This window comes from Nereida sp. (assembly GCF_965655635.1).
Lineage (GTDB): Bacteria > Pseudomonadota > Alphaproteobacteria > Rhodobacterales > Rhodobacteraceae > Nereida.
This window is the reverse complement of record NZ_CBFHHE010000034.1, coordinates 1-20,022: the sequence shown is the minus strand read 5'-3', so window position 1 is coordinate 20,022 and position 20,022 is coordinate 1. Positions and strand designations below refer to the sequence as shown.

21 protein-coding genes, 1 tRNA gene, 1 other RNA gene and 1 pseudogene are annotated in these 20,022 nt (G+C 53.3%); 8 read left to right on the top strand and 16 right to left on the bottom strand.

The window, feature by feature from the left end; translation table 11 throughout:
• Positions 1 to 155: 155 nt before the first annotated feature.
• Positions 156 to 746 (bottom strand): MerR family transcriptional regulator, encoded by a 591-nt coding sequence (locus ACTF5M_RS09760; RefSeq protein ID WP_438960816.1) that lies wholly within the window; start codon positions 744 to 746, stop codon positions 156 to 158.
• Between the two features lie 95 nt (positions 747 to 841).
• Here ACTF5M_RS09760 and ACTF5M_RS09755 point away from each other — a divergent pair, with 95 nt between their 5' ends.
• From ACTF5M_RS09755 to ACTF5M_RS09740, 4 genes are all read left to right on the top strand, one after another.
• Positions 842 to 1,591, top strand: a complete 750-nt coding sequence (locus ACTF5M_RS09755; protein WP_038010048.1) for a MauE/DoxX family redox-associated membrane protein — start codon at positions 842 to 844, stop codon at positions 1,589 to 1,591.
• Between the two features lie 72 nt (positions 1,592 to 1,663).
• Positions 1,664 to 2,098: a c-type cytochrome gene (locus ACTF5M_RS09750; protein WP_038010050.1), complete on the top strand. Its 435-nt coding sequence runs from the start codon at positions 1,664 to 1,666 to the stop codon at positions 2,096 to 2,098.
• A 19-nt stretch (positions 2,099 to 2,117) separates the two neighbouring features.
• Complete coding sequence (locus tag ACTF5M_RS09745; RefSeq protein WP_438960815.1) at positions 2,118 to 2,459, top strand: copper resistance CopC family protein; 342 nt, start codon at positions 2,118 to 2,120, stop codon at positions 2,457 to 2,459.
• Positions 2,460 to 2,461: 2 nt separating this feature from the next.
• Positions 2,462 to 3,310: a copper resistance D family protein gene (locus ACTF5M_RS09740; RefSeq protein WP_438960814.1), complete on the top strand. Its 849-nt coding sequence runs from the start codon at positions 2,462 to 2,464 to the stop codon at positions 3,308 to 3,310.
• 890 nt (positions 3,311 to 4,200) lie between these two features.
• On the opposite strand, the gene ACTF5M_RS09735 is transcribed toward ACTF5M_RS09740, so the two are convergent.
• From ACTF5M_RS09735 to ACTF5M_RS09670, 14 genes and pseudogenes are all read right to left on the bottom strand, one after another.
• A tRNA-Ser gene (locus ACTF5M_RS09735) sits at positions 4,201 to 4,290 on the bottom strand.
• 114 nt (positions 4,291 to 4,404) lie between these two features.
• Positions 4,405 to 5,124 carry an alanyl-tRNA editing protein gene (locus ACTF5M_RS09730; RefSeq protein ID WP_438960813.1) on the bottom strand — a complete coding sequence of 240 codons (720 nt, stop codon included), beginning with the start codon at positions 5,122 to 5,124 and terminating at the stop codon, positions 4,405 to 4,407.
• A 37-nt stretch (positions 5,125 to 5,161) separates the two neighbouring features.
• Entirely contained in the window at positions 5,162 to 6,199 is a 1,038-nt protein-coding gene (locus ACTF5M_RS09725; RefSeq protein WP_438960812.1) for a cysteine synthase A, read from the bottom strand.
• Between the two features lie 100 nt (positions 6,200 to 6,299).
• Positions 6,300 to 7,454, bottom strand: coding sequence for an NUDIX domain-containing protein (locus ACTF5M_RS09720; protein ID WP_438960811.1), 1,155 nt, complete (start codon positions 7,452 to 7,454; stop codon positions 6,300 to 6,302).
• Complete coding sequence (locus ACTF5M_RS09715; RefSeq protein WP_438960810.1) at positions 7,454 to 7,909, bottom strand: TrgA family protein; 456 nt, start codon at positions 7,907 to 7,909, stop codon at positions 7,454 to 7,456. Before ACTF5M_RS09715 ends, ACTF5M_RS09720 begins: the two co-directional genes overlap by 1 nt.
• Before the next feature lie 59 nt (positions 7,910 to 7,968).
• Complete coding sequence (locus ACTF5M_RS09710; protein ID WP_438960809.1) at positions 7,969 to 9,177, bottom strand: class I SAM-dependent methyltransferase; 1,209 nt, start codon at positions 9,175 to 9,177, stop codon at positions 7,969 to 7,971.
• Positions 9,178 to 9,320: 143 nt separating this feature from the next.
• Positions 9,321 to 10,742 (bottom strand): cryptochrome/photolyase family protein, encoded by a 1,422-nt coding sequence (locus ACTF5M_RS09705; RefSeq protein ID WP_438960808.1) that lies wholly within the window; start codon positions 10,740 to 10,742, stop codon positions 9,321 to 9,323.
• A gap of 39 nt (positions 10,743 to 10,781) precedes the next feature.
• Positions 10,782 to 12,008, bottom strand: coding sequence for an aminotransferase class V-fold PLP-dependent enzyme (locus tag ACTF5M_RS09700; protein WP_438960807.1), 1,227 nt, complete (start codon positions 12,006 to 12,008; stop codon positions 10,782 to 10,784).
• A 121-nt stretch (positions 12,009 to 12,129) separates the two neighbouring features.
• Complete coding sequence (locus ACTF5M_RS09695) at positions 12,130 to 12,255, bottom strand: hypothetical protein (protein ID WP_438960806.1); 126 nt, start codon at positions 12,253 to 12,255, stop codon at positions 12,130 to 12,132.
• A gap of 9 nt (positions 12,256 to 12,264) precedes the next feature.
• Positions 12,265 to 12,777, bottom strand: a pseudogene (locus ACTF5M_RS09690) (BCCT family transporter).
• An 11-nt stretch (positions 12,778 to 12,788) separates the two neighbouring features.
• Positions 12,789 to 13,775, bottom strand: coding sequence for an acryloyl-CoA reductase (gene acuI, locus ACTF5M_RS09685; protein WP_438960805.1), 987 nt, complete (start codon positions 13,773 to 13,775; stop codon positions 12,789 to 12,791).
• Between the two features lie 70 nt (positions 13,776 to 13,845).
• Complete coding sequence (locus ACTF5M_RS09680; protein WP_438960804.1) at positions 13,846 to 14,946, bottom strand: dimethylsulfoniopropionate demethylase; 1,101 nt, start codon at positions 14,944 to 14,946, stop codon at positions 13,846 to 13,848.
• Between the two features lie 53 nt (positions 14,947 to 14,999).
• Positions 15,000 to 15,716 (bottom strand): DUF1326 domain-containing protein, encoded by a 717-nt coding sequence (locus ACTF5M_RS09675; RefSeq protein ID WP_048598136.1) that lies wholly within the window; start codon positions 15,714 to 15,716, stop codon positions 15,000 to 15,002.
• Between the two features lie 63 nt (positions 15,717 to 15,779).
• Positions 15,780 to 16,517, bottom strand: coding sequence for a DUF2182 domain-containing protein (locus ACTF5M_RS09670; RefSeq protein WP_438960803.1), 738 nt, complete (start codon positions 16,515 to 16,517; stop codon positions 15,780 to 15,782).
• 106 nt (positions 16,518 to 16,623) lie between these two features.
• Here ACTF5M_RS09670 and ACTF5M_RS09665 point away from each other — a divergent pair, with 106 nt between their 5' ends.
• From ACTF5M_RS09665 to ssrA, 4 genes are all read left to right on the top strand, one after another.
• Complete coding sequence (locus tag ACTF5M_RS09665; RefSeq protein ID WP_438960802.1) at positions 16,624 to 17,352, top strand: FadR/GntR family transcriptional regulator; 729 nt, start codon at positions 16,624 to 16,626, stop codon at positions 17,350 to 17,352.
• Between the two features lie 98 nt (positions 17,353 to 17,450).
• Positions 17,451 to 18,491, top strand: coding sequence for an extracellular solute-binding protein (locus ACTF5M_RS09660; RefSeq protein ID WP_438960801.1), 1,041 nt, complete (start codon positions 17,451 to 17,453; stop codon positions 18,489 to 18,491).
• 102 nt (positions 18,492 to 18,593) lie between these two features.
• Entirely contained in the window at positions 18,594 to 18,950 is a 357-nt protein-coding gene (locus tag ACTF5M_RS09655; protein ID WP_438960800.1) for a DUF4345 family protein, read from the top strand.
• Between the two features lie 34 nt (positions 18,951 to 18,984).
• Positions 18,985 to 19,359, top strand: a transfer-messenger RNA (tmRNA) gene (ssrA, locus tag ACTF5M_RS09650).
• Between the two features lie 43 nt (positions 19,360 to 19,402).
• Here ssrA and ACTF5M_RS09645 read toward each other — a convergent pair.
• A partial coding sequence (locus tag ACTF5M_RS09645; RefSeq protein ID WP_438960799.1) for a hypothetical protein occupies positions 19,403 to 20,022 on the bottom strand: 620 nt, incomplete at its 5' end.

Genomic DNA, 20,022 nt, shown 5'->3' with positions numbered 1-20,022 from the left:
TGAACGAGAGACATCCCACGGCCAAATCACGGGGACCGCGATGATATTACGAACCAACTACGCTATTTGCGATGTGCCCCTCAAATGACTAGGAACAACAAAAAGGGTTTTCCATTCCGTCAAGTCGTGCAGCTCCGCTGAGCAGTCGTTTCTTTTCACACCTGGCCTCCAATAACGAACTGATCGTATGTGTCGTGTTCTGTTGGTTCCTCCAAATCGCGGTCCCATTTTCCTGGAGCGTCATCAGGATATAGGAGAAGAGAGACGGTCATGCGGGTTTTATCGGGAAGTTCCGAGAATATGCTCATTTCCCGAACCTCTTCTTCCCCCAGCCAAATGCCTTTTGGGTGCAGAATTCCTGTTCGGTTGTCGATCAGCATATCCTGTTTTGCAGCTAAGGATGAAGCAGGCAGCGGGATGATCTCTTGACGACCGCGATAGAATATTCCTGATTTGATGAGTGGCTCACTACTCCACGCCCAATCAATAAAGCCTTCCTTGCGCTTTACCTCCGCGCTAGTGCGATCTTGATCCTGGTATAGGTCAAGAAGCTCGCGACACTCTTCAATGGTAAAGCCAAACGCGCGGGATCGTCTTATAAATATTAGCTTTCGGACTGATGCATCATCGTAGGTGCGGTACCCGGTATCTGATCGTGATGGTGCGCTTACCAAACCGATATCTGCATAGTAGCGAACTGTTTTGACGGGCAAGCCAGCCGCCTTGGATGCAGCAGAAATGTTCATGCAAATCCTCCTTGACCTTCCAGTTGCTGGGAAGACTAAATGATAGTCCAAATAGGTGCAACGACTTCGCAAAGACCGATGAAAGGGTAAATGAAATGCCAAGAAATAAGGCTACCAAAATAGCAACACTCCATCGCATGGTAATGTCGGATCGTATGTGCCCTCACGGTCTGAAATCCAAGGATTTGCTGGAACGCGAGGGATACGAGGTGGAAGATCGCCATTTGACTAGCAGAGAAGAAGTGGATGCCTTCAAGACCAAGCATGGCCTTGCAACGACCCCACAGACCTTTATCGACGGCGTTCGTATTGGGGGGTTCGATGATCTAAGAGAATATTTTGGCAAGCCCACTAAAGCCAGGGATACCCTGACCTACACGCCTGTCATTATGTTGTTTTCGGTCGCGGCCTTCATGGCACTCGCCGTGACATGGGTCGCGCTTGGGACACCCTTCTCTGGACGAACTATCGAATGGTTTATCTCAATCTCCATGGTGCTGCTAGGGTTACAAAAGCTTCAGGATGTCGAACGCTTTGCGACCATGTTTCTCAATTATGACCTGCTGGCACAGCGATGGGTGCGATATGGATACGTCTACCCCTTCGTAGAAACAGGGTCTGGATTACTAATGATGGCTGGCGTGCTGACTTGGCTCTCCGCTCCTGCGGCATTTCTTGTGGCTGGAATTGGGGCTGTCAGCGTGTTTAAGGCAGTCTATCTCGACAAGCGGGAACTTAAGTGTGCCTGTGTTGGGGGCGATAGTAAGGTGCCACTTGGGTTTATCTCACTGACCGAGAACCTCATGATGATTGGCATGGGTGTGTGGATGCTCTCAAATCTGTGATGTGAAAAGGATTGACCCTCCACCTGCTGGAAGGTGTATGCTTCTTCAACAACTTAAAACACGAGAGAATACATGAAACTTTTTTACGCCACAGCGATGGCACTAGTAGTTGGTGCGGCGAGTTACATGCTTTGGACAACATTCGAGCCAACTGTCAGTGCAGGCACAACTTCTGGCAGTGATGACACAGCATTGGTTAAAGTCATTCTGCCGGATAGTTTTTCGGATAAAGCGAAAGTCGGTCAAGTGGGCTTCAATGCAAAATGTGCGGCTTGTCACGGGGTCAACGCTGCGGGAAAAGACGGTGTTGCGCCCCCACTTGTTCACAAAATCTATGAACCTAGCCATCACGGCGATGAAAGCTTTCAGCGGGCCGCAGCATTAGGCGTGCGTGCGCACCATTGGCCTTTCGGCAACATGCCTGCTGTTGAAGGTGTCACCCGTGGAGACGTCAAAATGATCACCGCTTACATACGCGAACTTCAACGAGCCAATGGTATCAACTGATCGCATGAAGGAACAAACAATGAAACATATCATGTTCACCGCGATGGTGAGCTTGTGGGCTACAGGCGCCATTGCGCACTCACCGCTTGAGGCGACTGTTCCAGCTAACGCGGCCACCGTCTCGAAAACGCCTTCAGAGATTGTTATGGATTTTAAGGGCGCCATTCGACTGACGCGGGTCAGCATGACCCAAGACAATCAGTCGAGCGTTAACCTCGATCTGGATGCCTTTCGCGGTTTTGCCTCTGACTACGCCATTCCTGTTCCAACGATGGGCATGGGTATCTACCTAATCGAATGGCGTGGTCTTGGTGCGGATGGTCATCCCTTAAAAGGGTCATTTAGCTTTACGGTTGAATAGCAATGCTGGACCTCTGGGAACTGGCATCTATTGCAACAAAGTTTGCGCTTTACCTCGGTGTGCTGACCGCTGTCGGTACATTTTTGACAACTTTGCTTCTCCAGATCACGGGGTACCGCCGTTTCGCCGTTGGCTTTGCTTTGCTCGGGATTGCAGCGACAGTGATGGGTTTCTCTTTGTCTGGTGCCGCCCTGACAGGTGATGCAGGTGGTATGGTCGATTTTGAAATGCTAGGTTTGCTTTGGTCCACACCCGTTGGAACGGCTGTTGCCTTGCGATTAGCTGGTCTTGGGCTGTTAATTACAGGACTGTTACTTGGAAGGTTTGGGCTGATCCCTTCAATGATCGGCGGCGGCCTCGCGTTGTGGTCGTTTGTAACTGTTGGGCATATCCCAGATCGTGACAGTCTTTTGTTGAGCATTGCGTTGCTAATTCACTTGATTGCGATCTCGATTTGGATTGGTGTTTTGACGCCTCTTCGGTCGTTGTCACTAGACACAAGCCGATTATCGGATGCAGTAAGTGTCGGGCACCGCTTCGGCAAAATAGCAGCGGTTTTTGTACCATTACTTATCCTTGCAGGTGTCTACATGAGTTACGAATTGGTCGGGTCGTTGTCATCTCTTGTGGGTACGGGTTATGGACAGGCGTTAATCATCAAGGTGTTGTTCGTAGCAAGCCTCTTGGCCCTCGCTGCGGCCAACAAGCTTCGGTTCATCCCGCAAATGAGCAGGGGTGACCCCGCCGCAGCAGGTCATCTGTCCAAGTCCATATCGATTGAATGGGCGGTAATTGTTATTGTTATTCTGACCACAGCGGCTCTGACGTCTGTCCTGACAGTGCCATCCTAAGGGTTACAGGGTATGCAGGGTTATTTGACACTTAAGAGATTTTTACTGATTTATTATTACAACTGAAAAAACCCTGCACATGCTGCACACCCTGCATTGGTGCTTAACCGCCCCATCGGCTTACTCATCATTTAGCGGGAAAGTCTCCATCTGGCCCGCTCGATACCCGAACGCGGACCAAATTGTTGGCTACAGCTTAGAGGTAGCCCATTGACCGCTAATGCAATAGCGGAGTGCTAATCCTGCAGACATGTCCGACCATCCTCCGCGCCCCATTCAGACGGGCAGACACGGACATCCCTCTAAAGGGATGTTCAGTTGTCCGGTGCTATTTTTTAATAACAGGCCGTAACGCCAGTAAAACTGTTGGTGGAGCAAGAAAAATTTTCACCACCAATCGAACCGCTAGTCACTCCAGTGAACGAGTTTGTAGACCAAGAGTCTTGGGCTAATCCAGAGGTTGCTGTGACTGACATTGAAACAGCGAACAGTAAATTTTTCATAAAGGCTCTCCTCAGCGTTTACTGATGGTGCCATAAATGATCTTGAAATGCCAAAAGGATTAAGAACCTATTTTGCTCCGAAACACCGGCTTACAGAGGAGGAAGCGGAGCAGCGTCCCAGTTAATTGGGTTTCTGAGTTTTGGCTGCAATAGGCATAGGGATTTATAACCGGTTTTTAACCAGAGCCTTCCCCAATCCGAATGGCAAATAGCTTTTGACAACAAGTAATGCTGCCGTATCGAATTATTCATATATCCAGCACATCCAAAGGCCCCAGCTACGCGCGCGGGAGCGGATCTCTTAATTATTTTCAGGGGACCCAATTAGGGACTGAAATTAAGATAAAATTTTTAATTTAATATTATCAAATATTTACAAGGATGGGGTGGCGGACAGACAGGGATTCGAACCCTGGAGACGGTCTCCCGCCTACACACTTTCCAGGCGTGCGCCTTCGACCACTCGGCCACCTGTCCGTGAGGGGCAAATAGCGGCAATCGGTGGGGGGGATCAAGGGGTTTCTTGCGGATTGTCCACAAATAGGGACGCGTAGGCCCAGATAGCAGGCCGTCTATTCTGATGCCCTCGCCTCAATCCCCTAAATGCACATAGACCCGGCGGTTGATTTTGCCCTTTTTCTCGATTTTGCCCAGCCGGATCGCACCGATCTCGCCGGTGCGTTCAACATGGGTGCCACCGCAAGGTTGCAGGTCAATTTGCGTTGTTTCATTACCAATACGAACCAACCGGACAATTCCCGCACCGGTGGGTGGTTTGACTGACATGGTCTTCACCAAATCGGGGTTCGCGTCCAATTCGGCGGCTGTGATCCACGCGTCTGTCACAGCAAAGTTGGCATCGATCAAACGGTTCAACTCTGTTTCAATTGTTGCTTTGTCCTCGGGGGGGGTCTCCATCATGAAGTCCAGCCGTCCTTTATCTGCCGCGATTGCGCCTCCTGTGACAGGCAGCGGGATCACGACAGACAGCAGGTGTAGAAGCGTGTGAACACGCATCATCCGGTGGCGACGTTCCCAGTCCAGTGTTTGCGTAACTTGCGTGCCAACCGCAGGAAGAGCAGTCGGCTCAGCAGGTACGAGGATCAAAGCCCCCTCGCCTTTGATGCACATCGCGATCTTCATTGCACCGCCTTGCCACGTGATCCGACCGCTATCGCCGGGCTGACCGCCACCCGTTGCGTAAAAATTTGTCTGATCTACGACAATGCCGCCCTCAGGCGTGTGGCTCACGACTTTGCCGGTCGCATCACGCATGTAGGCATCTGTTAGGAAAAGAGGCTCTGTATTCATGTCTCACCGAATGATTTGCGGTAAATGTCGTTCAGGCTCACTCAGCGTTTTCAAAGACTGAGGGAATATCATTTGCCTTTTGATCTAGCCACTCTGGTACGGACAGGCCTTTTTCACGCAAAAACGCTGGGTTAAAGAGCTTGGATTGGTAGCGTGTTCCGTAATCACACAGGATCGTCACAATCGTATGGCCCGGTCCCATTTCACGGGCCATGAGCATCGCGCCAGCCACATTAACACCGCTTGAACCACCAAGAACCAAACCTTCGTTTGCGAGCAGGTCAAACACGATCGGCACTGCTTCTGTATCTGGGATGTTGAACGACATATCGGGTGTGAACCCATCAAGATTGGCCGTGATGCGCCCCTGCCCAATCCCTTCGGTAATGCTGCCCCCGCTGGATGCAAGCGCGCCAGTGGTGTAAAAGCTGTGAAGTGCGGCGCCATCTGGGTCCGCAAGGCCAATCTTTACGCCCTTACTTTGCAGCGCCATCCCAACGCCGGCCATCGTACCTCCAGAACCTACAGCACAGATGAAGCCATCCACCTTGCCGCCGGTTTGTTCCCAAATTTCGGGGCCCGTTGTTTCGATATGGGCTTGGCGGTTTGCAACATTGTCGAATTGGTTCGCCCAAATGGCACCATTTGGTTCTGTCTTGGCCAGTTCATTCGCCAGTCGCTCGGAATAACGCACATAATTGTTCGGGTTTTTGTAAGGGGCCGCGGGGACCTGAACCAAAGTCGCGCCAGCAAGCTCAAGCATATCTTTCTTTTCCTGGCTTTGGGTCTCTGGGATAACGATGACGGTCTTGAAGCCCATTGAGGCGCCCATTAAGGCAAGTCCGATGCCGGTGTTGCCTGCCGTACCCTCAACGATTGTGCCACCCGGTTTAAGATCACCACGAGCGACGGCATCCTTAATGATGTAAAGCGCTGCACGGTCTTTGACCGATTGACCGGGGTTCAGGAACTCAGCTTTACCGTAAATATCACAGCCCGTGGCAGCACTTGCTGCTTTGAGACGGATCAACGGGGTGTTGCCGACTGCGTCAGCGAGATCTTTTACAACGCGCATCGAGCGGTCCCTTCTGTTTTATTCGTATCTGAGATGTAGGCCAGCGCGGGGGCGATCTCAACCAATTAGCGCGGGATTTGAGCCGCGTAGGCGCAAACGATCAAGACCCCGCTCGCGCAATCCCTGCCCGAAGCTCATCACGGTGTCGCGCCAACCACAAAGCCAAGAGTAAAGTCGGTGCGTTTTTCAAACCACCCCCGTCAGCTACTTTCATAAACGCGTCAAAACTTAGAAGGTGCGAGGCGATATCTTCGGCCTCACCTACTTCACCACCAACGCCCGTGATGTCATCCGGCAAATCAGCGGTTCCCACGTAAAGATAGAAAAACTCGGTTGATGAACCGGGGCTTGGGTAGGCCTCAGCAACAGTATGAAGCGCGCTGAACTTAAGCCCCGCTTCTTCCATCGCCTCGCGGTGCGCTGCGTCTTGGGGTGTCTCAAACGCATCAATAAGACCCGCGATTGGCTCCATCGACCAGCAATCAGACGCACCGCGCAGATACGGACCCACGCGAAACTGCTCAACCAAAAGGACCCTATCGCGCACCGGATCATAGGGCAGCACAATCGCAGCATCAGCACTTTTGAACGCCGCACGGGTTACGACGGGGCTGCTTGAGCCATCGAAACGCTTGAATGACAGATCTGCCTCACCCATCGCGAAGAAATTAAAATATGGCATGCGCTGCCCGAAAAGCGCAACATCATCGCGCGACAAGCGGCCATCTACAGGCCCCATCTCCGCGTCGGCGCGCAGTCTTGACGCGGCCCGTGCGCGGATCATGCCAAAGCGCGCGGCCACGTCCACACCGCTCAGCTGGCCAAAATAACTCATCACCTCCGCAGCGGCCATTCGGCTAACTGCGCCGAAGTCGTTCTGCCACTGACTTAGGGACCACGCCCCTCCGGCCTGCCATTGACCACGCGGAGGCATGTAGATGTCCGCCCCGTCAATTTGCACCACATCATAGGCGAAACCGCTCTCGTAAAAATCCAAACGCGCTCGGTCATTGGGACTAAGGCCATCAATGCGCAGCGCTTTCGCCACTTGGCCTTTTGCGGCTTCAATGATTGGAAAACTTTCGCCCTGTACTTGGCTGACCCGATAGTCCTCAAGCATCATTTCGCTAAGGCGCAAATGATCGGTCTGCCCGAGGATTACATTGCGTAATACGGCATCACGCAGCGTGCCGTAGACAATCAAAGACCCGTTCTCAGCTGGCATATCTTTTTCACTACCCGCTTGATCAGGCATCACGGCAAGCCCGGCTTGTTAAAAGCCAGCGCCGCTTTTGCGCCCAGATAAGCCGCCAAAACACCGCCGCCAAGCACAACAAAAATTACGCTGCCACTCGCCATGATCTGCAGGTCTTCAAACGCGATTTCAAGTACAGCAATGACTGCCTCCATCGCTTGGTCGTATTGCTTGCGTAACGATCGTTCGAGCATTTTGATCGTTGACTGCGCCAACAACGCCCAGAAAACCCACGCAAACGCCCCAGTCAGCCCGTGAACAACGATGCCTTTTGCAGCGGGCTTGACCCGAACGCCGATCACCGTCCACCCCACCACAAACCCCGCTGCTGTGTTGATATGTGCAAACCATTCAAACGGGGGATCTTCGACCATCAGCGGTGCGATCAGAAACGATGCACACCACCCCATAGCGGCCAACACCGCCGCTGCAACAAGACGACCGGCTGTTGGCATCACGAACACTCCTTACTGCACGAGTTACGACACGCGGCGACCTGCCGTGATCCAAAACCTTATGCAGGCTTGCCCACAGTGATCTGCGTTACGTTACAGGTTTGGCTATCGAATGTCGACGCGCAAGAGGTCAGGTAAAAGTTCCACATCCGGCGGAACCGGTCATCAAAACCCATGGCTGCTGCTTCTGCCCAACGGGCGTTGAAGTCATCGTACCAGCGGCGCAACGTAATCGAATAGCTCTCACCAAATTCAATCGACTTGGCTACGGTCAGCCCCGCTTGGGCAACGTGTGACCTAAGAATACGCGGTGCGGGCAGCATGCCGCCAGGGAAAATGTATTTTTGAATAAAATCTGGGCCACGTTTATAAATGCTCCACCGCTCATCAGCGACAGTGATGATCTGAAGCGTCGCTTGCTTACCAGGCTTCAGGCACTTGCGCAGCGTCTCGAAATAAACGGGCCAATATTTTTCACCCACTGCTTCGAACATCTCAATGCTGGCGATGCCATCATACGTGCCTTCCTCATCACGGTAGTCTTGCATCTTAAACGTCACAAGATCGGAAAGTCCTGCCTTTTCAATGCGTTCTTGAGCGTAGTTAAACTGCTCCTGACTAATCGTAAGCGCTGTTACCTTCAGGCCGCGTTCTTTGGCGGCGTATTCCGCAAAACCGCCCCAACCACAGCCGATCTCAAGCAAATGATCACCGGCGCTGACGCCCATCTCATCAATTAACTGTGCATACTTCTGCTCTTGGGCTTTTTCCGTGCTCTCTTGCCCTGTTTTGAACAAAGCCGATGAATACGTCATAGTATCATCCAACCATAACCCATAGAAACTATTGCCTAAGTCATAATGATAGCTGATGTTTTTTCGGGCTTGGCCTTTGGAGTTCGATTGCAACCAAAACCGAAGTTTTTCGTACATCCGGACAAGCGCCTGCCCCGCAAACCCGTCATACATTTCCTCATTGCCGTCATGCACCAAATCCATGAAGGCCTGCAAATCAGGTGTGGACCACCATTCGTCCAAATACGCATCGCAAAATCCAAGATCGCCTTCACGGATCAGCCGGCCAAACAAATCGTTGTTGTGAATGTGGACTGTAGCCACAAAACCTGCCGCCGCACCGCTTGCGCGAAAGTGACGGCCGTCTGGCAAAATCATATCAAGCTGTCCGCGAGACATACTTTGAGCCATAGAAAACACTTGGGTAAAATAACGGGGCAGATTTGCTTGCCCTTGTGTCGTGGTCAGGATCATGCGTGCTTCCTAGCTGATATCAGTTGTGTCCACTTTGCCTGACAGGCGCCGCGATTGAAAGTGTAACCTATTGCAATCATTTACAAAGCCAAGTGCATTAACGCTGGGTAACCTCTTCAAAGACATATTTTTTAGCCAGATCATCAAAAACCACGGTTTTCATACGCCCCAAGTGCTGCTTTACGCCCTGCTTCAGCCGTCACAATCGGTTCGGGATAACGCGCATCAGGGGCCAAACCCCAACTTTGTGGAATGGCATCAAAATACTGTAGCGCAGTCTTTGCGGAGTTCGCACGCCCTTCGGCGATCCACGCACTGACGTAATCGCGGTTTTTATCGAACTTATCCAGCTGCGTCACAGGGTTGAACACACGGAAATACGGCGTCGCATCCGGTCCCGACCCCGATGACCACTGCCAACCCATTGCGTTTGATGCAGGGTCCCAATCCGTCAGACATTCCTCGAACCATTTTTGGCCAATCTTCCAATGACACTGCAGGTGCTTGGTCAGATAGCTGGCCACAATCATGCGACCGCGGTTATGCATTTTGCCCGTCACATACATCTCACGCATCGCGGCATCTACGAATTGAATGCCCGTCCGGCCCTGCTTCCAAGCCCGCACTTTTTCGGAGGTCTCATCTGTATTCCACGGAAAGGCATTCCAGTCCGGTTTCCAGTTTTCCGAGACAATCTGTGGGGTGTGGTGCATCAAATGATACGCAAATTCGCGCCAAACCAGCTCTTTGAGGAATGTCTCTGCGCCTGCTTTTCCCTGATGAAGTGCGGCTTGACCCGCGTGCCAGCATGTTGTCGGGCTGATTTCACCCAAAGAAAGGTTTTCAGACAACCCACTTGTGCCGTCTTTCCAAGGAAGGTCGCGGTTAGTGTCATAGCCCTGAACGCGTGTCTCGATAAAGCTATCAAGCCGCGCGCGGGCGGCATCTTCACCCACACGGGCATATTGCGCCACGATCGCCCCACCACGGTGCATGGCCCGCCCAAGCCCCCAGTCAGACAGTGCATCGGACGCAATCTCTTGGGATAGCGACGCCATATTCGTCGGCGCACTCAGGGGCGCAGGCACATCGCGGTCGCGCACCATTTTCCACATGGGCGTGTATACTTTATAAAATCCACCGGTCTTTGTCTCGACGGTCCATGGCTCAAACATCACATGACCTGCGAAACTGCGCGCATCGATGCCCTGTTCTTTGAGCGCAGATTTGACAGCCGTATCACGTTCTTTCGCATCAGGATCATACAGCCGCGACCAGTAGACAGAGCCCGCTCCGGTTTCAGCGATCACGCTCTTGAGAACTTCAAGGGCGTTCCCTCGGCGCAAAACCAAACGCGCACCGATCTTTTCAAGAGACGCCTGCAACGCGCCAAGCGATTGTTCGAGACGCCACTTCGGCGCAGCACCAAGCGTTTCGACAATTTGATCGTGACTAAAAAGGGCCACAACCGGCCGCCCCGTTTCGCACGCAGCAGTCAGTGCCGGGTGATCTGAAAGGCGCAAATCACGCCGGAACCACATGATGATTGGTGTCTGCTCGCTCAAAATAGCCCCCTGCCGTCAACTCGCGCGGCAAGGCCGCTTTCACAGCGTTTGATCTAGGGCTTGGATCAGCAAATCAACCTCGGAGGGGGATGTGTAATGCACAAAACTCAGCCGAAGGACCCCTTGAGCCAGATCAACGCCGAGTGCCTCAAGTGCGCGATCGGCATAAAACGTCCCGCCACCGGCCATGATGCGTTTATCCGACAAACGCCGCGCTACGTCTGCGCCGCTTTGACCGTCAACAACAACCGAAACAGTGGGCAGCCGCTTTTGTGCGTCAATCGGCCCAAGGACCCGTAAGTCATCACGTCCCTCAAGATAGGCCATCAAGGGGCGAAGCGCTGTTTGCTCTGTCTCGTGGATCAAGGCTGCAACTGACTCCGCACGTCCTGTCGCGTCACGCCCCGCTTTGAAATGATGCTCATAAACCTTGTCGAAATAATCCACGATCCCCGCACAGGCCGCGACTTGCGCATGATCTGGACCCGCTGGCGTGAAGCGCTTGTAAAGGACGTGGTTGTTGAACCCATGGCCCTGCCCCGGCAGCGCCATTCCAAGGTTACGATTTATCACCATAATGCCTTGGTGAGGACCGTATGTTTTGTAGGCCGAAAACAGATAGATATCAGCGCCCAGCTTTTTGATGTTCGGCAAGCCGTGGGGTGCACAGCTGACCCCGTCCACACAAGTGAATATCTCGTTCTCGCGCGCTATTTTACAAATGGCCGACACATCATGCGGCGCGCCCACAACGTTCGAAGCATGCGGAAAGCACAAAAGCTTAACCCGCTCATCAATCAGCTCTTCAAGATCATCGGTCTCAAGCATGCCCGTCTCAGGGCGCATTTTCCATTCGCGCACCTCGATGCCGCGGTCGGCCAATCTCCGCCAGACACCGCTATTGGCCTCGTGATCTGCGTCGGTCACGATGATTACCTGCTTCTCGGTCAGCCACGACCCGAAAGCTTGGGCCAACACATAGGTGTTTTGGGTGGTCGATGGACCGAAGCTTACCTCATCAGTTTGCACGCCAAGCAAACGCGCAAGCCGTTCGCGCGCCTCATCCATCTCGGCGCCCGCAAGTTCAGAGGCTGGGTATTGACCATAAGGTTGGACTTTGCGCTCGCGGTAAAAACGGTTCAACCGCCACGCCGAATGCCTGCACGTGTAGCTGCCGCCTGCATTCTCGAAAAACCCTCGCCCGCGCAAGGCAGGCTCGGCAAACGCAAGGAACTGCGCACGCACAAAATCAAGGTCCATCATCATATGCAGAAAATTGCATAATAACAGGCGGTATGCAAGAGAATACCGGCAAATGAAACCGCCCCATCGTCAATACCGACAGGGCGTAAACATAGCTATAACAGAGTAATTACTCAGCAGGTGTTCAGCTCATTTCGGCTGTTGTCGTCGCAACACCAGCTCCCTCACGACGACCATCATTATAGATCGCCTTGATCAGCGCGATGCACATCAACATCATCACCACCGAGAATAGTAGCGCGCCGACCACTATCGCTGTTTAGATCTCAGATGTAACCCCTGAGATAAGCAAAACGCCGACCACCAGTGCCAATGCCGCACCCCAAAACATAAAGTGCGGACGTGCTTTTGGCCCTTCATCGCCAGCCGCGTTGATTGTGTACACGATCAAAACTGCCGAGTCAGCAGAGGTCACCAAGAACGCCATGCTCCACGCCAATGCTATGCAATCAGCGCAAGCATGAATTCGGTCATCGCAAAGATCTTGTCACCGTTTGCTGCGCCAGAGATCACGCCATCCGACCGCCATTCAACTCAAGATCAATAGCCGAGCCGCCTGCCCATAAAACCAGACAAAGCACATTAACGCAGGCACGATCATCGCACCACGCACGAACTCTCGGATCGACCGACCACGACTGATACGCACAAGAAACATCCCCACTAAAGGCGCAAATGCGATCCACCACGCCCAGTAGAACACGAGCCACCAGCCCTGCCATTGCGACAACAATAAGTCTTCTGACCGTTTAAAACCGCCTGGACGGAACACGTTGAAGATTCTTAGCTTCCGGCAACATCCACCACGACACGTCCTTTGACTTGGCCCTTCAAAATGTCACGACCAAGGGACGACAGATCGGCAAGCGTCGCTGGAACAATCATGTCCTCAAGCTTTGCAAGCGGAAGATTGGTGGCGATACGCTGCCAAGCACGCTGACGTGCCTCAAAGGGTTGCATCACACTGTCGATCCCAAGCAGGTTCACACCGCGCAACAAAAACGGAATAACGGTTGCCGGCAAACCCGCGCCACCGGCAAGACCAACAGCCGAAACCGATGCGCCGTATTTCATCTGCCCAAGCACACGCGCCAGCATTTCGCCCCCGACCGCATCAATGCAGCCGCCCCATGTTTCCGCCTCAAGCGGACGTTTTGTGGTCTCATTCAGCTCCTCGCGGGCTACAATCTGGGACGCCCCAAGACTTTCAAGATAGGCACCTGTTTCAGGGCGCCCCGTCACAGCCGCAACTTGATGACCAAGGTTTGCCAGAATGGCAGTAGCCACGGATCCAACGCCACCAGCCGCACCAGTGACCAAAACTGGCCCGTCTTTGATGCCGTGATCTTCGAGTGCCATAACCGCCAGCATCGCCGTAAAGCCTGCCGTACCCACAGCCATTGCCTGACGTGTATCGAGGCCCTTGGGAAGTGGCACCAACCAGTCCGCTTTGACACGCGCTTTTTGTCCGTAGCCGCCCCAATGGGCCTCACCGACGCGCCAGCCTGTCAGAACGACCTTATCCCCTGCAGCATAACGCGGGTCATCAGATGTTTCGACGGTGCCTGCAAAATCAATTCCCGGCACATGGGGGTAGTTGCGCACAAGACCGCCACCCGGCCCGATGCACAGACCGTCTTTGTAGTTCACTGTTGAGTATTCCACGGCCACAACCACATCACCGGCCGGAAGCTGATCGAGGCTAAGCTCCTCAACGGCTGCGTGTGTTTTGCCTTCGTCGTCTTTGTTGACCACCAGTGCTTTAAACATGTTCATCTCCCCATATCTTTTCAGTCTTTGCACGGGCGCGGCACGTTGATGCCCCGCGCCGCGCCATACATTAAATCCAGAATTTTTCAGCCACCGTGACGGCCCGCGGACCATCCGGTGTTTGGGCTGTCAGCTTGGTGCCTGGGTCCCAATGGGTCATACGCACCATGCCAATAGCGACGCCTGTGCCAAAATCGGGGCTGTTGGCGGCAGATGTGATCTGCCCCACAACTTTATCGCCTGCCATCAAAGGCCAGGTACGATCACAGGGCGGCACTCCCCCCTCAATCTCAAGAGGGCGGATTTGCTTCACCGGCCCCTCTTTGGAGACGCGCAGCAATGCGTCACGGCCCACACAACCGATCGCCGTTTGAGTTGAACAAAAACGACCAAGTCCCGTTTCATGGGGGGTGTTATCGCGGGTCATATCATTGCCATAAGACAGCAAGCCACCTTCGACCCGCTCAATCCCGTTTGGACAGCCTGCGCGCACATCAAGGTCTTTGCCCGCCTCCATAAGCGCGTTCCAAAGCGGCATTCCGATGTCACTGCCTTCAACGTAAATCTCAAAACCACCCTGCTTTGAATAGCCAGAGCGCGCAATCACAAGCGAGCGGCCCTGAAACTCAAACACGCCGTAGCGGAAAAACTTCACGTTGCGAACGGCCTCACCAAAGACCCGCTCCATCAAATCATCAGACTTGGGCCCTTGAATGGCCAAGGGGCTGACGTCCGGTTCATCGACCATCACGTCAAGGCGGTAGCCATACGCAATGCCTTTGACCCAAAACAGCAGATCACTGTCCGCGATCGAAATCCAATAGCGGTCCTCGGCCAGTTTAACCGCAACCGGATCGTTCAGCATCCCGCCGGTCTCATCTACCATGGGCACATAATAACACATGCCCGGCAGCATCCCGCGCAAATCGCGTGGCGTCAGCATTTGTAGTAAGCGACCTGCATCAGGGCCGCGCACCTCTACTTGACGCTCAGCGGCCACATCCCATACCTGAACCGCCGATTTAAGGTGGTGATAGTCTTCGACCACACTGCGAAATACAGTTGGCAAAAGCATGTGATTATAAGTTGTGTAGGCACTTACACCTGCCGCCTCCACACCATCAGAGAACGGCGTGCGGCGAAGCCGACGCGAAGCAGTAATCAAAGCCATATCGTGTTCCTTATACTCGGCTTATCGAAGCTATAATGTCGTAAATTCCGGCCCTATTTCGGTTTTGGACCGGCCCAGTCAATTGCGCAAATCTCGGCAGACATGCCGCCAAAGTCCCACACGCGGCCATAGTCGCGCACTTTGGACTTCAGGCCCTTGGCAGCGATGATGTTTGGTCCCATCCAATATTTGGAATTGGTTATCGTAACAGGCTCATCCGGTGAGGCGCCGTCGATCATCTCGATCTCGCCTGCAATCTTGCGCCCGATATACAGACCACGTTTGGTGCCATCACGGACGATTTCAACTTTCTCACGCTCTGCACCGATGATCTCGGAGACAAGGAACGTGAACAAACCGGTGGTTCCACCCGCTTGACCACTGAAAATCTTGAGGATGCCATTATAGGCCTTCTGGCTTGCGCGCTCATCAACGTAGGCCGCAACTTTCCAATTACCCTCACCCATACGGCCCGGAATATCGACCAACAGGCCTACGTTAAGCCCCGCAAGGTCTTCACCTTCAAAGTGGCCCTCATCAATAGCAATGGCCATCCACGCGTGGCAGTGCCCTTCGGTGGGAGGGTGCGCGCCAAGGCTTACGACGCATGGGCAAAATACCGTGCATGAGCAGTTGAGGAAAAGCTCGCCCTTGATGGCCCAATCCGTCGGACGCATTTTGCGGCGCAGAGGGTTATTTTCCATCTTCTGGTCGATCCGTTGGGAGATCGCGATGCGGTCACTTTCGGTTCGTTGTTCTGTCGTGGCCATCGACGTAGCCCTCCTCGTTTGTGCGCAAATTGCGCGGTCAAATCATATGCGCAAAGATGCGCGTTAAAGTACGTTGCTGACGCCAAGCCCGAGGCCCGCCGCGATCAGCGCATATCCCATCGGGCGCGTCACGAATGCGCCAAGCTGTGGCAATTTTTCAATCACCATAAAGAGCGTCGCCGCCCCCATCCACAAAAGGCTCATCACGCCGCCGACAAAGCCAAGCGCCATGAAGCCCCAACAACACCCGACACAAAACGCACCCAGACCAAGCCCCATGCGCAGACCACCAAGTGCACCAGTGCGCCAGTGGCCCAAGAAATACATCGTCGGCGCGTGGCAGACCCCGTGGCAAACCTCTTTGACGCGGGTGAACTGGAAAGCTCCAACGACCACCAACAGCCCTGCGGAAAGCCATGTAGGCGCAATACCCAATTCGTCGACCAATCCGACAGATGCCAGCCACAATTGTGCGGCGGCAATCAACGCCGCGAACGCCACCCAAACAATCGCATATCCTAAAAGCACCCCAAGCCAGCCTGCGCGTGCGCCGTTTGCACTTTGCATCAGGTCTTCGTAGGCGCGCAATGTTGGCACCATCGTGGGCAACATCATCGCCGCCATCATGATTGCCCACATCGCAAAAAGCGGGCCGAACGTCTCCATCGGCATCATGTTCATCCCAACAGGACGGCCAATAAGATCAACGCCCGACATCATCGCCATCATATACAAAAACGCCCATGACACCAAAATAACGCCAAAAAACGAGAGCCAAAGAATGCTGCGGACTGCGACCATGACGCGGATCTTTCGTATTTGTCTTTTACTTGTGTCGAAGCGACTCGACCTGTGCAAAATTAAATGTCAGACTTTTGAAATTACGCAATAGATAAATGTCAGACATATGAAAACGAAGCTTGATCCTTCTGCTGATCTGTCGGCGCAAATTGCCGGTGCGATCCGCGATGCCATTATCGACGGCACTCTGCCTGTTGATGAGCGCTTACCCTCAGAAGTTGAGCTTTGCGAACAGTTCGATGTGTCACGATCAACGGTGCGCGAAGCCCTCAAGCGGCTGGCGGCGCAATCGCTGATCCGCACGCAGCGGGGCGCCACGGGCGGCGCTTTTGTCAAACGGCTCAACTATGCGGATGCCTATGCACAGCAGATCACAACATCCACACTATTGCTGTCCATTAACGAAATTGATTTTGCCACGGCCTGCGAAGCTCGCTTTACGCTTGAGCGCGCCTGTGCGCCGCTTAGCGCAAAACGCAGGACGCCGGATCATCTTGCCACTATGCGCGCTGAAATTCACCGCCAAGGACAAATCGGACTTTCTGACGAGGCATTCTGCGCCTCGGATGTGGCTTTTCACCGCGCGCTCGTGGATGCGGCCCATAACCCGGTTTTGTCATATCAACTAGCCGGCGCCGTAGAAGCCATGCAGCCCTTGATGAACATGATCACGTTTACAGCGCGCGACCGTGATAAAATCATTCGCCTACATACTGATTTAGCGAATGCTATTGAGCAAGAAAACGCCGTGGAAGCAGACCAGGTGTTACAAACTCTGGCCCGCGAAACCAACGCCATGGCAGATACAGTATTTACCGCCCGCGCAGGACGCTAATCACTTGCGCCGCGCTTCACTTTCCATGTAGGTGCCGCGCACTAAACTATTCATTGTCGCAACCCACTATTTTTGATTTTTCCCGTCGGAGGATTCCAATGAAACGCCTGCTTTTGACTTCAGCCGCTGCGCTGTTTGCCACCACTGCTTTTGCCGCTGATCCTGAATTGATCGTGTTTGATTGGTCCGGCTACGAAGAAGAAGGGTTCTACCCCGATTACACCGCCAAACATGGCGATATCCCTACTTTTGCGTTCTTCGGCGAAGAAGAAGAAGCGTTTCAAAAGTTGCGCTCTGGTTTTCGTGCCGACGTAGGTCACCCGTGCTCGCAATCTGTTGAGAAGTGGCGTGATGCTGGCTTGATTGAGCCATGGGATATTTCACAAATTCCAGCCTACGCAAATGTAGGTGCTGCCTACAAAGAAAACCCAATCTTCGCAGATGAGACAGGCGTTTACTTTATCCCCGCTGACCTCGGTGCGACCGCAATCGCCTATAACACCGAAGAAGTTCCCGCTGCAGATATCGAAAGCCTTCAGGTGTTTCTTGATCCAAAATATGCAGGCCGCACATCTTTGCCTGACAACGTAGACGATGCCTATTCACTGGCATTTTTGGCAACTGGTGTAACGGACTGGACAACCGCAACCCCCGCACAAGTTGATGCCGCTTCCGAGTGGATGCGCAAGGCTCACGCCAATGTCCGCGCCTATTGGGCAGACGGCGCAGAATTGGCGCAACTGATGGCAACTGGCGAAGTTCTGATTTCATGGGCGTGGAACGAAACTCCCGTGACGATGGCGGCTGACGGCGCGCCCATCGGGTACCAACGCGAAGCCAAAGAGGGATCATCACTGTGGTTCTGTGGATATGTGAACCTGCAAGACGGCCCGGGCTCTGAGCAAAAAGCGCATGACTTTATGAACGCATGGCTTCAGCCAGAGGTGACTGACTACATGGTTAACGAATGGGGCTATGGCCACGGCAACGCACAGGCTATGGCTAACTTTGACACAGCGATCCTTGATGAAGTTGGCATGGGCAAAATTGACGCTCCGATCCTGCGTCAACTGCCTCTTGAAAACGCAATCCGCGAGAAGATGGTCGCGTCCTTTGAGAAGATCAAAGCCGGCTTTTAAGCGCAGCGTTTGAACCGTTAGAACAGCGATGGGCGTACGCGCCCCTCGCCATCTGCCAGATGACCTCTATGTTGTGTCACAGGACAAAACGCAGAGGACATCATGGTAGAGTATATTTCGATCGGATTGGCCCTGTTGACCATCGGTCTTGGGGCGTTTGGCTTTTTGGCCCCCCGTTACACCGCCTCCGCACTTGATCTGGAAACCACCCACACAACAATGGGCTTGTCAGAAATGCGCGCCAGCGTCGGCGCCTTATTTGTGGCCGTTGGGTTTGCTTGCCTGTTCACTGGCAGCGCGTCCGCCTACTTTATGCTTGGGGTTGTATACGCCGGTGCTGCAACGGGCCGTGCGCTATCCCTTGTTCTTGATGCCCCCCCTTTTCGCAAAGCCTTAACATTTTTCGCTTTCGAGGCGATACCAGCCGCCTTTTTGCTTTGGGCGCATAGCCTGACCTGAAGACGGCGGATAAAACCCGCGATCACACAAGCTACCTGTTGCAAACCACAGCCAGCCGATTATGTATTGGATGTCTCTTCGGGGACTATGGACATAAACGCGCTCGTAATAAGCGGATCGGACCCGGGGGCGGTACCCGGCGACTCCACCATGTTACCTCCGGCGGCATCCTTCATTTGGGGAGGTCTTTCGGGATTGTGGGGTCGAAATAGGATCGACGAACGTCTAAAGGGGTTTGCTTTGTTTCGGTGAGTTACCACCGTTATCGGTACATTTAAGCTAGTTGCAAATGACAACAAAGCTCCAGTAGCACTCGCAGCGTAAGCAGCGCGTAATACTGAACTCTAAGTCCTAAGGCCTAGCAGCTTTAGGCGGGGTTCGCAGGTACCTGGCAACAGAAACCTGCACTTTTCCGCTTTTCTACATCTTATCCATGGACGCCACTTTGAATGCTAAGATGCACAGCTTTCGATACTGCCGTTCACCTCGCCCACATGGCGAAAATCGCTTGAAACATAGCGATACGTATAATTCAACCCATACTCATCCATCAGAGTACGAATAGCCATGTCAGTACAAATGTTGTCATAAACCAGACGGGCTTGTTCGGCCAAAGCGGCTTCACGGTCAATCTGATCATAGCGCGAGTTATACGTGTAATAATACCGCACATTCAGCTTATCGATTGTCATATTATCAAAGTGCAAAAGCTGGCTACGCTCGGATTTCACACTTTCATTCAATTGCCGTGCAGAGCGTTCGAAAAAGGCGACTACTTCAAGCTGTTCTGGTGACAAATCATCTGTGCGGCTCAACTCTGTTTGGCTATTGGCAACCACCGACTGCAAAGTTGAGATTGTGCTCAGCGTCAGCGGGTCCGCTTGCTGTCGCGTGACCTCTACATCCGTTTGCGCGCTTTGTGGCGCAGATCCGTCAACCCGCTGATCTGTCATCAAAAAAGCGCTGCCCAAGCCAAAGGCTATCCCTACACCAATTAATCCGAAACCTTTTAATCCTGAAGCAAAACCTTGCTTTTCCATTACTGCGTCCCCCAAAGACAATAGGCCAATTT

Coding starts and splice junctions, on each gene's coding strand:
- ACTF5M_RS09760 (WP_438960816.1), bottom strand. CDS start 746: ATGAACATTTCTGCTGCATCCAAGGCGGCTGGCTTGCCCGTCAAAACA.
- ACTF5M_RS09755 (WP_038010048.1), top strand. CDS start 842: ATGCCAAGAAATAAGGCTACCAAAATAGCAACACTCCATCGCATGGTA.
- ACTF5M_RS09750 (WP_038010050.1), top strand. CDS start 1,664: ATGAAACTTTTTTACGCCACAGCGATGGCACTAGTAGTTGGTGCGGCG.
- ACTF5M_RS09745 (WP_438960815.1), top strand. CDS start 2,118: ATGAAACATATCATGTTCACCGCGATGGTGAGCTTGTGGGCTACAGGC.
- ACTF5M_RS09740 (WP_438960814.1), top strand. CDS start 2,462: ATGCTGGACCTCTGGGAACTGGCATCTATTGCAACAAAGTTTGCGCTT.
- ACTF5M_RS09730 (WP_438960813.1), bottom strand. CDS start 5,124: ATGAATACAGAGCCTCTTTTCCTAACAGATGCCTACATGCGTGATGCG.
- ACTF5M_RS09725 (WP_438960812.1), bottom strand. CDS start 6,199: ATGCGCGTTGTAAAAGATCTCGCTGACGCAGTCGGCAACACCCCGTTG.
- ACTF5M_RS09720 (WP_438960811.1), bottom strand. CDS start 7,454: ATGCCTGATCAAGCGGGTAGTGAAAAAGATATGCCAGCTGAGAACGGG.
- ACTF5M_RS09715 (WP_438960810.1), bottom strand. CDS start 7,909: ATGCCAACAGCCGGTCGTCTTGTTGCAGCGGCGGTGTTGGCCGCTATG.
- ACTF5M_RS09710 (WP_438960809.1), bottom strand. CDS start 9,177: ATGATCCTGACCACGACACAAGGGCAAGCAAATCTGCCCCGTTATTTT.
- ACTF5M_RS09700 (WP_438960807.1), bottom strand. CDS start 12,008: ATGATGATGGACCTTGATTTTGTGCGTGCGCAGTTCCTTGCGTTTGCC.
- acuI (WP_438960805.1), bottom strand. CDS start 13,775: ATGTTTAAAGCACTGGTGGTCAACAAAGACGACGAAGGCAAAACACAC.
- ACTF5M_RS09680 (WP_438960804.1), bottom strand. CDS start 14,946: ATGGCTTTGATTACTGCTTCGCGTCGGCTTCGCCGCACGCCGTTCTCT.
- ACTF5M_RS09675 (WP_048598136.1), bottom strand. CDS start 15,716: ATGGCCACGACAGAACAACGAACCGAAAGTGACCGCATCGCGATCTCC.
- ACTF5M_RS09670 (WP_438960803.1), bottom strand. CDS start 16,517: ATGGTCGCAGTCCGCAGCATTCTTTGGCTCTCGTTTTTTGGCGTTATT.
- ACTF5M_RS09665 (WP_438960802.1), top strand. CDS start 16,624: ATGAAAACGAAGCTTGATCCTTCTGCTGATCTGTCGGCGCAAATTGCC.
- ACTF5M_RS09660 (WP_438960801.1), top strand. CDS start 17,451: ATGAAACGCCTGCTTTTGACTTCAGCCGCTGCGCTGTTTGCCACCACT.
- ACTF5M_RS09655 (WP_438960800.1), top strand. CDS start 18,594: ATGGTAGAGTATATTTCGATCGGATTGGCCCTGTTGACCATCGGTCTT.